Source organism: Streptomyces sp. NPDC087263, assembly GCF_044744645.1.
Classification (GTDB): Bacteria; Actinomycetota; Actinomycetes; order Streptomycetales; family Streptomycetaceae; genus Streptomyces.
Window position 1 is genome coordinate 17,617 of sequence record NZ_JBIUYT010000020.1, and the last position, 12,534, is coordinate 30,150.

The following is a 12,534-nucleotide window of genomic DNA, read 5'->3' on the forward strand; positions in this document are numbered from 1 at the left end:
CACCACTGCCAGACCCATGCGGGACAATTCCGCCATGGGCGAATCCCTCGCGACACAGCTCCTCAGCACGGACCTCGAGACGGCCTGTCCCAACTGCGGCTACCTGATGTGGGTCCGCTACTCGGAGGTCGTGGCCCAGACCGCCGTGACCTGCCCCTGCTGCTACACCCACATCTGGCTGGTCGACGAGACCGGCAGCGCCCAAAACGCCGGCGATGCAATCCAGCAGCAGATCACACAAGCCCTGAAAGGCCTCTTCCGGTGAAATACCAGCAGCGCCTCCAGGTCGCCGTACGCGAACGCCTGCGCAAACTCATGACCGCGCCCTTCTCCAGCGCCGGCCACGAAGTCCACCTCGCCGTCACCTGGATCAACAGCCAACCGGCCCTCACAGGCCTCCTTGAAGAAGCAACGCGGGCAGAACCAGATCTGGACCACGGACGCTTCCGTGCCGGCCTGACCGACGACGCTCAGTTCACCTGGAGCAGCCGAACCGACGAAGGACGCGCCACCCTCATCTGGAACCTCATGCAGGGCATCGCCAAAGACGAAGCAGATAACCCCGCCATCGGGTGGCAGACCGCCAGCGGCTACAGCATGAACAGGCGCCCCCAGGACAGCTGGCGGGAATTCGCCGAAGACATCCTGCAGCCCCTCTTCGACTACCTCAGCGAACGCGTCGGCGCCGAGAGCAGCATCCTGCACACCCTCGAGCGCTACCGAACCCGCATCGAATGGTTCGACCGCGAAGAGCTCTACACCCGCTTCGACACCGACCGCGCCAACGGCGAAGAGGTCTACAACCTCGACCTCCAGCGCTTCCTCTTCCTCGAAGGCGACCACATCACCCACGCCAAACCCCGCTCAGCCTCCGGCGAAGCCGACCTCATCGGCGACCTCGACGGCCGCGACCCCCTCGTCTGCGACGGAAAGATCTTCGACGGGAGCGGCCGAGGCAAGAGCTACCTCGTCAAAGGCGTCCACCAGATCGTCAAATACGCCCACGACTACGGGCAGCACACCGCCTACCTCGTCATCTACAACATCACCGACAAGCTCCTGGAACTACCCACCCACGGCACCCCCGGCGCATGGCCCCCGTACACCGAACTCACCGGCGTCCGCGTCTACTTCATCCACGTCCGCGTCCTGCCACCCACCGCCAGCAAAGCCGGCAAGGCCACCCGCGTCACCCTCACCCACGACGAACTCACCAACCCCGACACCACCTGACCCACCCCACCAAATAGCAGCCCACTGAAACTGCACCACGATCAACCAACCTGCACAGACCACATCTGCACAGGTCAGCCCACCACGGCTCCACCCAGAACCACACCCCCGCGCACCCCGGACGCCTCGAACAACACTCAGAAGAACTGAGAAACCCCAGCTCGAAGCCACAGCAACAACTCAGAAAAACTGGGCGACGACATCTCGGCCGACAGCTCACTACCGTGGACACCTGGTGGAACCCGCCCTGGCCACTGGACTGGCAGCGGTACTACTGGGCCGCCCGCCATCACCTCCACGGTCTGCCCGACGGCATGGTGTGGTGGCCCGGCAGACCGGACGAGGCGCAGACCCGCCAGTGGCTGCACGAGCAGCAGGCCTCATCAGAGCATCTGCACGACGGGCAAAGGGAGTTGGTGCGCAGCCTGGCAGCAGACACATATGGTGCAGGCCGTCGAGGCTGCCGGTGATCACCTTCGCCTGGCGCGTTGCCCGATCCGGGGTCTTCCCCGTTCACGAGGCACAGGGCTGGGGCCGGGCTGTCGGCTTCTGGTCGGACGAGGATCAGAGGTGCACGGTCGACGCGGCGATCCCTCGGGGGCTACCGAAGACAATGGTCGGCTGACTGTCCTGGCCGTGGGTGTCGGGCGGGAGCACCGCGAGTGCAGTCACGGGGGCCGCGGTGACCAACCGCAGTATCTCTTCGCCGCTCTGGCAGTCCCATGCCCGGATAGTGGTGTCGTCCGTGCTGGCGCTAAGCAGCAGGGGCTGGGAGTGGGCCGGGTGGTGCAGAACGGTCAGGGCGGTCACTTTCCCTCGGTGGCCTTGCAGAACAGGCAGAGCTTCCCTACGCGGCGTGGCGGGGTTCCACAGTCTGATGACGCCGTCGGCGCCGCCGGTTGCGAGGAACGGGTCTGGTGCAGCAGGGAGGGTGATGAAGGCCAGGCTGTGCGCGGTGCCGATGCGCTGGGGCAGGCGGGCGTGGGCCGGTTGGCCGGGGTGCAGCAGGCGGACGGTGCGGGTGGCCACCGCCAGCAGGGGTGATTCGCCGGCTGGTGCTGCGGCCAGGGCACGGATGGTGCCGTCGGCGTGCAGTGTGTCCCTGCCTGGGGCGTACTCGTCATCGAGGGTGTAGCAGACGAGACAGGAGTTGCTGAACCCCGCGGCCAGGACAGGGGGTTGGGACGGTGCGGTCGGCAGGAAGAGCAGGGTGCGTGCATGGCTGCGGCGGGTGTGGTCGAACGGTGTCTGCAGGACATGGTGGCCGCCTTCTTCGGTGAGGATGCGAAGACTTCCGTCGCTGTAGCCGACGGCAAGGGGCGTGGGACGGTGGCGGGAGGCGTTCTCCGGGGCGGCCAGGGCGGTGATGTGGTGGCCGGGAAGGTCGGGGCCATCGTGCGGGTAGGACGTCGTGCGCCCGGTTGTGGGAGAGATCTCTGTGAGGGTGCTCGCGTCGTAGCCGGTGATGAGGCGGGGCGGGCCGGCCTGTTGCGGGAGGAGGGCGACATGGTCGGCGTGCCGGCCGGCGCTCCGGTTGTCGTGGATGTCGTCGCGGGCGGGATCCCAGAGCCGGACGGTTCCGTCCATGGAACCGGACACGACGAACGGTTCCCTGCCCACCCGCAGGACGGCCAGGCCTCGGATGGCCTTGGTGTGTTCGGCGGGCAGTGTGTAGAACTGTTCTCCGTCGTCGGGGTCGACCAGGGTGATGCTTCCGTCGACACCGCTGGCGAGGACCAGCAGCCCGTTGTAGGCGAGGTCGGGGAAGTGGGCCATCGAGGCCACTGACCGGCGGATGGGAGCGTGGGGTTGTGGTCGTCTGGTGACGGGGTCGAAGATCCGCACGCCTTTGCCCGAGCGGGAGGCGATGGCCAGACGAGGCTGGCCGTGCCGGTCGGTGAATGCCTGCAGCGCCGAGGTGCCCATGCCCATGCCGGGCAGCTGGCCGGCGCTCTCGAGAGAGTGCGCGTCCAGCAGCGGGATGTGTGAGCCGTCTTCTCCGATGGCCAGCAGCGTCTGGCCGTCGGGCAGCGCGACGGTCTCCAGGGCGTGGACGGTGGCGGGACGGCGTTCAAGCGTGTGCGGACGTTCGCGCACGATGGCCCCGGTGTAGGGGTCCATCGTGAGCACGCCCTGCGGCGTCGCAACGGCCAGCAAGGTGTCCCGGTCCGGTCCGGTGAAGGATGCGATGGCTCTGATGCGGCCCTCCAGCATCTTCCAGATGCGTCCGGTGTCCGGGTCGCACCGCCACAGGCCGGCATCGCTGCCCACCACAAGGAGCGGGGCGGTTCTCCTCCGGCGTGTGCTCAGGACGGTCATGGCGCGGACATAGGGTCCGAGGTTGGTGAAGGGTGCGCCGAAGGGGACTCCGGTTCGGGCATCCCACATGGTGACGGAGCCGTCGACGTGACCGGCAGCCACGATGGTCGATCGGTCCGCGCTGCGGAAGGTGACAAGCTGGCAGACACCGCTGGGGGTGCCCGCGAGGATGTTGTTGGGCAGGCGGAGCCGGTTCCAACGGGGCACCAGTGACGGCGGCCGGGGCAGGGTGTCGGGGTGCGGCACGGGTTGGGCGCTGTCGGCCTGTTCGGCCAGTTCGGCCAGTTCGGCCAGTGCCAGGCTGTCGGCCCGGGCGGCGGGCGGGGCGTCGCCGAGGAACGGCTCGATGCGGGACCAGGCCGCCAGGCGCCGGGTGGCTGTCTGAGCGGTGACGGGAAGTCCCAGGGCGCCGCGGATGCGGCCGTGGGTTTCGAAGGGCAGGAACGATGCGGGGATGTGCGCGTCGTCGAGGACACCGCCCGCTTCAGCGTGGGCGATCAGGTGACGGCGCAGGTAGGGATGCGGCGGCGGCTGGGGTGCGGCGGCGAGCAGACGGGCAAAGGCGTGGGTCAGATGGGCATGTACCTGGGTGCTGCCGGTGTCAGGGGTGTCATCGAAACCGGGCAGGGGCTGCTCGATGAGCAGGGTCTGAGGGGCGGTGCGCAGGGTTTCGCTGACGCGTTCATGGATGGGCCGGTAAACGGTTCGGCCGTCCTCGACGGCGGTCGTCAGGTATCCGGTGAGGCGGCTGTTGCGCACCAGCCGGATCGTCGCTTCCGGGCTGTCGCAGCCGGGTTCGAGGCCGCGGACGGCGGTCGGCCACACGGTCGCCCACGGCAGTCCGGCGCCCAGTGCGAACGCCGTGGCGCGCAGGACAGCCAGAAGGTCCTCGGGCCTGGTGCGGGTGTGCTGAGCGACGTCCGCGAGATCCTGCCGCAGCAGTTCCTGGGTGCCCTCGCGCAGTTGGCGGCGCCATGAGGCGTCGGACGGCGCGGGCAGGAAAGTGCGGGCGTGCAGTTGCTGGGCGGCCAGCCGGGCGTCCAGGAAGGAAGGGGTGACTTCCTGTGCGATGGCGGCGGCGATGTCGGCAATGGGCTGGTCACTGCGGTGGACCAGCCGGGATCCTGTGGCGGGTTCGGCGTGCAGCAGGGCTGCGGTGTAGGCGGCGATGTCCTCTTGTGCACTGTCATCGTCGGTACGCAGTGGGGCGGTTGCGTGGGTGGCCTGTCGGAGCAGGTCGAGGAGGCCCCGTTCGGCGTGCGTGTCCCTGACCGGCAGGGTGTGGCGGGAGGGGGGTGGTGAGCTGCGGATGCCGAGGATGAGCCGGACCGCGTTTTGGCCGTCGCTGCGCAGGGCGGCGAGGGGGCCCAGGACGTCGGTGATGATGCGGCGGGGGGTCTTCGCTTCGTCGATGCCGTCGACGACCACGGTGAGCGGCCGGCCGGTGCGGGCCAGGGCGGTGCGGGCATGGCCGCGCAGCAGTTCGGAGGCGTCCGTGCCGGCCGGCACGGGCTGGCCGGTGAGTGCCCGGTAGAGCGCGGCGGACAGTTCCTGCGGGTCGGTGTTGCGGGCCAGCACCGCGGCGTCGATGGCGCCGATGGGCACCCGCAGTTCTTCTGGGATCGCCTCCAGGTAGGGGCGGTAGATGGGGTTGTCGCAGAAACGCGGGTCGCTGAGGGTGACCAGGCGAGCTAGCAGCGCGCTTTTGCCGGAGCCGGCCTGCCCGGTGACGATGAGCGTGCTGCCGCTGCCGGCGAGGAAGGCGTTCATGCGGGTGACGAGTGCGGTGCGGCCGGTGAAGTACCAGCCCGCATCGCCGGACATCTGACCGCTGGCCCTGGTGATCCAGTAGTCGTCGACGTCGGGCCGTGTCCATCCCAGTTGGCTGCGGGCGTCCTCCAGCAGGGCGGTGTCGGTGTGGCCGGGGTTGGGCAGGCAGGGGCTCAGCTCACGGGCGGCGAGACGGCGGCTGACGCTGCGAGGCGGCCACAGGACATGGAGGTCGGCCATCTGCGCCGAATCCCACACCGTGTCCAGGATGGTGTGGAAGTCTTCCCAGCTCAGGTGGGAGCGGGCATAGCCGTTGGCTTCGTCGGCACAGTGCGCGTGAACGGCCGCCAGGGCGGCGGTGAAGGCGCGCAGGCGGGGTGTGCTGTCTTCGTTGCCTGCGGCCAGGACGACCAGCGAGCTCAGGGCATGCCGGTCGGGGTGCAGGGCCTTGAGGGTGCGGTCGAGCTCTTCGGCGAGGCGGCCGGAGAAGCAGGAGTCGACCATGACCAGCACGTGCTCGGCCGGGGAGTCGAGGGCCGCGGCGATGAGTTCGGCTGTGGGGAATGCGGTGGCGAGGGGCCGGTCAGTGTGGGTGTCGGGCAGACGGAGGAAGTGCTGCGGTCCCGCAGGGGCCAGGCCGTGGCCGGTGAGGTAGATGACGAGGGCTTCGTCGTCGGATGCGCCGATGAGGTCCTTGCCGATGAGGAACGTTCTCAGGTCATGAACGCTTTGCAGTGGTTTGGGCGGGTGGGTGGGTGTGAAGCGGCGCTGATCGTCGAGGCGAGAGCTGTTCCACCAGTCCTCGACGACGGTGACCTGGGCGTCGATGCCCTCGCGGAAGGCCCTGCGTTTGGCCGGGGTGCCGTCGTCGTAGTCGCTGACGGCGATCACGAAGAGGCGGCGCTCGGAGGTGGCGGGGGCGTGCTCGTCGGTCATGACCAGGTGGCGGTGACGGCGCGGGCGACGGGGAGGGTGCGCAGGTACTTGACGGCGGCATGCGGGTCGAGGCGGCCGTTGTCGACCTCGGCGTCCCTGACCTGATTCGTCGCCAGGGCCAGGCCCGCGGCGCCGGTGACGGCGTCGTCCGGGTCGAACACATTGATCCACCGAAGGTGGGGGGCGATCTGCGCCAGCCGCCCGCCGGTGATCCCCATGCCCCGCTGGACGGTGGGGATGGCCAGGGGGGAGCCACAGGTGACGAAGGTGTGCACGGTCGCACCCGCCGTGCCGGGCGCGGCGATCTCCTCGCGACGGACGAGATCGTAGGCGATCACGCTGCCCAACGAGTGGCCGATCAGGACCGTGGTGCGCGCGTCGGCGCTCTCCAGGACGTATTGGCGGACCTGGTCGGCCAGGTCCGGTTCGGTCAGATAGGTGTGAACCTCGCGCAGGGAAAGAATGATCTTGCTGGCCCGGCCGCCGGGCTTGCGCCGGTCGTAGGCGATCGCACGCCGGGTGATGCTCGGCGGCACCTTGACCAGCCCGAGGGTCGTGGGGTCGACCTGCGCGGCGTAGTCGCGTTCCTGTGAGGTGAGCAGGTCGTCCAGCGCCTGGACGATGAAAGCCTCCTCGTCCGCGGTGAACGGTGTCGCGTCGTCAGGGAATGCCGTCTGCGTGCTCAGCCCGCCCCCGTCATCAGCCAGGAGAGCCGACCAGTGCGGCACCTTCAGCACCGGGGCGAGCGCGCTCTCCGCCGTGGGCATCGCAGCGTTGTGGAGCAGTTTCACACCGCGGTCGAGGGCATCGCGCCAACTCTTGGTCAGCTCACGCTGTGATGTCTTGCCCTGCCCGATCCCGTGCACCCCGAGCACATGCTGCTGCCCCACCCGCTACCCGCCCTGTCCCCTTGACCTGCCGTGCCGGGAGGACACTCTACGGGTGCGGCCGCATCCCAATCGGAGCACCAATCCCTCTCACACGGATAAACGCAGCACGACCTGCGCCGCTTCCTCAACAAGGGCATCCTGCTTGAGCTGTGGCCGGTGCTCCACAGGCTCATCGGCAGGGCCGTCAAGGACGTCCGGGAGGAGGCATTCCCGAACTGCGGCCGTAGTCGCCGTAATCGATGTTCCCAGCTGCGCGGTGGCGCTCCCCGGCCACCGGTCTGCGCTCCAGCCGGTGCCGGTCGTCGTCTGGCGCCGGTCGCGCGGCCTGCACCCGCGTGACGGGTTGTCACTATGCTGCGGCCGGAGGGGACCGGCCCACAGAGAGGATCATCGGGGGATGCAGGATCCAGGCCGCCTTCCGGCGCCTGACGACACGGGCTCGGCGACCGAGGAGCGTTTCACCTACCAGGCGCAGGCCACGCTCCGTGGGGTGTTGGAGATGCTGGCGGGTGCCGGAGTGGTCCACGTGACGTGCGAGCATTTCGAGGATGTCCTGGTCGCCCGGGCCGGCGGCACAGTGTCAGACGGCGTGGCGCTGTGGGATTTCCAGCAAATCAAGTCCCGAGAGAAGCACGATAGTTGGACCTTGTCCAAGGTGCTCCGGAGCAAGGCTCTGGCAAGCCTTCTACGCACCCATCGGGCCCTGTGGGAGCACAAGGACCTGCCGTACCTCCTAACGGTCGGCGTGGAGGGTCCGCTGAGCTCCGAGGCAGATGTGCGTGCTGTCGCACAGGGACGGGGAAGCGACAGCACGAAGCGGCTGGGCAGGATCGCCAAGTACCTCGATGCGGACCCTACCGAGACTGCAGAGTTCCTGCGGCTGGTACGCATCAAGGAACTGCCGGACCGTTACGAGCTGGAGCGCTGCAACCGCGATGTGCTCTTCGCCTTGGCCCCGCATCTACGGGTCGGGGAAGTCGAGGTGCTGCGCGCGGATCTCCTCAACCGGGTCAGGCTCGCGATGGGCGGGAGCCTGGGACCGCGCTGGCAGGCGCTAGTGACACAGCCCGATGTACCGGAGCCGGTCCTGCGCAAGCGCCTGACGCCGCAGAAGCTCCGCGACGTCGCGCTGCGTCTGACCCGCCCGGACCTGGCCGACTACGTGCGCGCGAGCCGGCTCGCAGCACAGACGCATCCCTATCCCGAGGCCGGGCAGGCGACCGTGCCGTCGCTGAGTTCCGTCTACGTGCCGCAGCGCCTGCACCGGGTCGCCTCGGAGAACGGGCGACAGCACGACAGTCCGGCAGATCAGTCTCCCGGCGATGTTGCCGACGCCTCCGCGCTCTTGGGACGCGCACCCGTGTGCCTGGTGCTTGCCGGCCCGGGCGGCGGGAAGTCCAGCCTCCTGCGCGCTGTGCAGGCCGACTCGGCCGAACGCTGGCTCGCCCGCGAGGACCAGCAACTGCTCGGGGTGACCGTGCCGGCCACAGCGCTGCTCGGCTCTCCCCTGCCAAATGCTCTGGCTGCAGCGGCAACCACACAGCTGGCCGCTTTCGCACTGCAGCGGACGCTGTCCGACGAGCTCTTCCTCAGCAGGCCCGCCCCGGGCGCCTGCTGGCTCGTGCTGGTCGACGGACTCGATGAGATCACCGACCGGGACGACCGGCAGAACCTCCTGCGCACCCTGGCCAACTTCGCCGCCGAGCCCGACCCCCTGTACCGGTTCGTCGTGGCCACCCGGCCGCTTCCCGGGAAGGACCTCCGCGCCCTGGGCCACGACGTGCCCCGCTACCAGTTGGTGCCCTTCTCCCGCAGTGAACTGTCCAGCGCTGCCCAGCGCGTCCTGGACGGCTTGGGTGTGCCCGACTCCCAGGAGGCGGCGGGCCGCTTCGTCCGCGTGCTGGACGACGCACACCTGACCGGTTTCGCCCGTACTCCGCTCATGGCGACGATGCTGTGCCAGCTGTATGCCGCAGATCCCGGGCAGTCACTGCCAGCCACCCGGGGAGCTCTGTATGCGAGATTCACCGACCTGCTGCACCGCCGGATGAGCGGCAGGGGCCTGTCGGGGGTGCGGAGCCAGGCCGAAGCTGCCCTTGCGTGTTTCGGCCCCACGGCCGTGTCACGGGCCCATGACCTGCTCGATCAACTGCCGGACACGATCGACAGCCTGGCGTATGGCCACCGCAGCGGCAGTCTGACGTCCTGGGTCGGCGCGCTGGCCTCCCTGGACAGCGCGCGGCGCCCCCGCGCCGTGCCGGAGGACGACTGGAACGGTTTCCTGGCCTCGGTCCTGGGGCGCAGCGGGCTGTTCACTCGCTCCGGGGACGGTTTCGCCTTCCTCCACCAGACCCTTCAGGAGTACTGCGCTGCCCGCCACCTCGCGCGCACTCCTTTTGCCCATGCCCGTGAGCTCGATCGGCTGCTCGACCCCTGGGAGGAGGGCTGGGGGACGACCCCGTGGGGTGCACCGCCGGACACCGCCTCCTACATCGGCTTCCTCATCGACCCCGGAACCGCCCCGCCCACCGACCCCGCCACTTCCCTCAGGGCGCTGGCGGTGCCCGACAACATCCGCGGGTGCCTGCTGATCGCCACCCAGCTGTCCCTGGGCACCCTGCTCGCCGACACGTGGAAGCCACTGGTCCAGACGGCCGCACAGGCCATGGCAACAGCGAGCGCAGATCCCGACAGCGACGCCACCTCACGCGTCTGGGCGGCGAGCGTGCTGGCGGAACTGGACCTGCAGGAGGGCATCACCGCGCTCGAGACGCTGGTGGACGATCGGCTCCTGGACGAGGAGTTCAACGAGGACCCGCACAGCCCGGATTTCAGCAACCGTCTCCTGGCTGCCAGGTCTTTGCTGGAGCTGGACCCGGTGCGTGGAAGAGACGCCTGCCACCGGCTCGTCCGCGACTCTCACCTGTACGAGACCGTCCGGGTACGAGCCGCTGAGGTACTCCTGTCTGTCGGGGACGAACGCGCCCGCCCCGCCTTGGTGTACCTCGCCGGAGCGGACATCCACTTCGACGACCGCCTCGACGCAGCGACCCGCCTCTCACCCCTGGATCCCGAGGCGGCAGTTCGCGCGCTGCACAAACTGATCGAGGACTACCGGGGCGACCCGGACTGGCTCGACTGGTGCGTAGCCGCCACCCAGGCCCTGACCGAGCTGGGCGACCAAGGCGGCCAGCAGATCACCGGCGAGCTCTCAACCGGCCTCTGACACCCGAGCCCGAAAGAGCAATGCTCAAGACCTGTGGATCAACCTCGGGTTGGCGCGCGAAGGGCGTACCTTCCCGAATGATCCTGTGATGGTCATCGAGTAGGCCGACGTTGGCGCGTCGGTCGGGAAGGCACGCCCGTGCTCACGGTAGTCAACGAAGACGGAACGACACCACACGGCTCCCTGATTGACGAGATCGTCCGCGAGGGTGCTCGGCGGATGCTGGCCGCCGCGTTGGAAGCCGAAGTCAACACCTACATAGCCGAGTTGGCCGATCAGCGAGACGAGTCCGGGCGGCGTCTGGTCGTGCGCAACGGCTACCACCAGCCCAGAAGGGTCACCACCGCGGCCGGGGCGATCGAGGTCAAGGCCCCGCGGGTCAATGACAAGCGCGTCGACGAGACGACCGGGGAGCGCAAGCGGTTCTCCTCAGCGATCCTGCCGCCCTGGGCCCGCAAGTCCCCGAAGATCAGCGAGGTGCTGCCCCTGCTTTACCTGCACGGCCTGTCATCGGGTGACTTCGTGCCCGCTCTGGAGCAGTTCCTCGGTTCCTCCGCCGGCCTCTCGCCCGCCACCATCACCCGGCTGACGACGCAGTGGCAGGCCGATCACAAGGCATTCGGCGAGCGCGACCTGTCGGCCACGGACTACGTCTACGTCTGGGCCGACGGGATCCCTCCTGCGGATCCGCCTGGCCGAGGTGAAGTCCTGCGTGCTCGTCGTCATGGGCGTGCGCGCGGACGGCACCAAGGAGCTGATCGCGATGGCCGACGGCTACCGCGAGTCCGCCGAGTCCTGGGCCGATCTCCTGCGTGATTGCTCCCGGCGCGGGATGCGCGCTCCGGTCCTCGCGGTCGGCGACGGAGCATTGGGCTTCTGGAAGGCCCTGGCAGAGGTTTTCCCCGAGGCCCGCCATCAGCGGTGCTGGGTTCATAAAACGGCCAATGTGCTCAACGCGATCCCGTCGTCGGCCCAGCCTGGCGCGCGAAAGGCGCTGCAGGACATCTCAACGCCGAGGACCGCGAACACGCGGTCAAGGCCGTCGCCGCATTCGAGAAGACCTACGGCGCGAAGTGGCCCAAGGCCGTCAAGAAGATCACCGATGATGTCGACGAGCTGCTGGCGTTCTACGGCTTCCCGGCCGAGCACTGGGTTCACCTGCGCACGACGAATCCCATCGAATCGACCTTCGCGACCGTGCGGCTGAGGACCAAGGTCACCAAGGGTGCGGGCAGCGCGGCCGCCGCGCTCGCCATGGTCTTCAAGCTCGTCGAGTCCACCCAGGCGCGCTGGAGGGCGGTCAACGCGCCCCACCTCGTGGCCCTCGTCCGCGCCGGAGCCCGCTTCGAACGCGGGCACCTCGTCGAACGCCCCGAGGCTCACGCAGCCTGAACAACCTCAACCGATCCACAGATATTGACAATTACTCCCGCTGTGCTCGACAGCGTGCGTGTGTTGGCGTGGGCGGTCGAGTTCGACGTCGCCGGGGTCTCGGGAGCGGCGTCGGAGGTGGCAAGCCGACCGTGTGGCACAAGGTCCGTGGTGCGCCAGGCAGCAGAGCAACCGCGCAGGGCTGAGAGGTGCGGCGCACGTCTGCCGTCCTTCGGTTAGGGTGCCGCAACAGATCAGGGACTGGCGGGGTGTTGTGATGGCGGGCTGGCACCGGGGCGTGTTGTGGGTGGTGACGGGAGTAGCCGGCCTGACCTGCGTGGGGCTGGCCTTGTTGTTGTGGCTGAAGGATCTCGGCACAGCGGGCAGCGTGGCGGGTCTTGCTGCCGATACCGCCACGCTCGTCATGACCATCTTTGCCGTCCGTGGCTTGCTGCTGCAGTCCGCGCAACAGACCGCCCAGACGGTCACTGCGTCCGGCGCAGGTTCCGTTGCCGCCGGCGGCAGCATTGGCAGAGCTGTCACGGGCAACCGCAGCCAGTCGTCGGGCCCGGCGCCCTCTCCTCTCCCAGGGCCGGCAGCCCCGAGCGGGCCTGTGGAGGCGTCTGGCCCGAAGTCGGTGTCGGCAGGCGGTTCCATCGGTGAGGCGGTCACCGGGGACGGCAACAGCACGTGAAAGCCTGGTGGAGCTGCTTCGGTTTCCGGCCGCGCAACGATGCATCTCTGTGCCCGCCCCAGACTTCGGCCGTGCCGGGCACAGTGTCGGCATCG

The 12,534-nt window shown here is 68.8% G+C and carries 7 protein-coding genes and 1 pseudogene; 6 read left to right on the forward strand and 2 right to left on the reverse strand.

The features are described from left to right. The first annotated feature begins 34 nt into the window (after positions 1-34). The 3 genes from ACIPC1_RS39255 to ACIPC1_RS39265 all read left to right on the forward strand — a co-directional run bounded on the left by ACIPC1_RS39255 (position 35) and on the right by ACIPC1_RS39265 (position 1,703). Entirely contained in the window at positions 35-265 is a 231-nt protein-coding gene (locus ACIPC1_RS39255; RefSeq protein WP_402526336.1) for a hypothetical protein, read from the forward strand. Further along, a complete protein-coding gene (locus ACIPC1_RS39260; RefSeq protein ID WP_402526339.1) occupies positions 262-1,233 on the forward strand; it encodes a hypothetical protein in 972 nt (323 codons plus the stop codon). Before ACIPC1_RS39255 ends, ACIPC1_RS39260 begins: the two co-directional genes overlap by 4 nt. Before the next feature lie 224 nt (positions 1,234-1,457). Further along, positions 1,458-1,703 (forward strand): hypothetical protein, encoded by a 246-nt coding sequence (locus ACIPC1_RS39265; RefSeq protein ID WP_402526342.1) that lies wholly within the window; start codon positions 1,458-1,460, stop codon positions 1,701-1,703. A gap of 94 nt (positions 1,704-1,797) precedes the next feature. Here the strand turns inward: ACIPC1_RS39265 and ACIPC1_RS39270 are convergent, their stop codons facing one another. Next, a complete protein-coding gene (locus ACIPC1_RS39270; protein ID WP_402526345.1) occupies positions 1,798-6,258 on the reverse strand; it encodes an AAA family ATPase in 4,461 nt (1,486 codons plus the stop codon). After that, a complete protein-coding gene (locus ACIPC1_RS39275) occupies positions 6,255-7,148 on the reverse strand; it encodes an endopeptidase (protein ID WP_402526348.1) in 894 nt (297 codons plus the stop codon). The genes ACIPC1_RS39270 and ACIPC1_RS39275 overlap by 4 nt, the downstream gene beginning before the upstream one ends. 397 nt (positions 7,149-7,545) lie before the next feature. Here ACIPC1_RS39275 and ACIPC1_RS39280 point away from each other — a divergent pair, with 397 nt between their 5' ends. The 3 genes and pseudogenes from ACIPC1_RS39280 (at position 7,546) to ACIPC1_RS39290 (ending at position 12,439) form a co-directional block, all read left to right on the forward strand. After that, positions 7,546-10,374: a dsDNA nuclease domain-containing protein gene (locus ACIPC1_RS39280; protein WP_402526351.1), complete on the forward strand. Its 2,829-nt coding sequence runs from the start codon at positions 7,546-7,548 to the stop codon at positions 10,372-10,374. Between the two features lie 138 nt (positions 10,375-10,512). Beyond that, positions 10,513-11,766, forward strand: a pseudogene (locus ACIPC1_RS39285) (IS256 family transposase). A gap of 256 nt (positions 11,767-12,022) precedes the next feature. Next, positions 12,023-12,439 (forward strand): hypothetical protein, encoded by a 417-nt coding sequence (locus tag ACIPC1_RS39290; RefSeq protein WP_402526354.1) that lies wholly within the window; start codon positions 12,023-12,025, stop codon positions 12,437-12,439. Positions 12,440-12,534: the final 95 nt, after the last annotated feature.

Bases quoted from the DNA above. Each gene is read 5' to 3' on its own strand.
- ACIPC1_RS39280 (WP_402526351.1), top strand. From the start codon at position 7,546: ATGCAGGATCCAGGCCGCCTTCCGGCGCCTGACGACACGGGCTCGGCG.
- ACIPC1_RS39255 (WP_402526336.1), top strand. From the start codon at position 35: ATGGGCGAATCCCTCGCGACACAGCTCCTCAGCACGGACCTCGAGACG.
- ACIPC1_RS39290 (WP_402526354.1), top strand. From the start codon at position 12,023: ATGGCGGGCTGGCACCGGGGCGTGTTGTGGGTGGTGACGGGAGTAGCC.
- ACIPC1_RS39270 (WP_402526345.1), bottom strand. From the start codon at position 6,258: ATGACCGACGAGCACGCCCCCGCCACCTCCGAGCGCCGCCTCTTCGTG.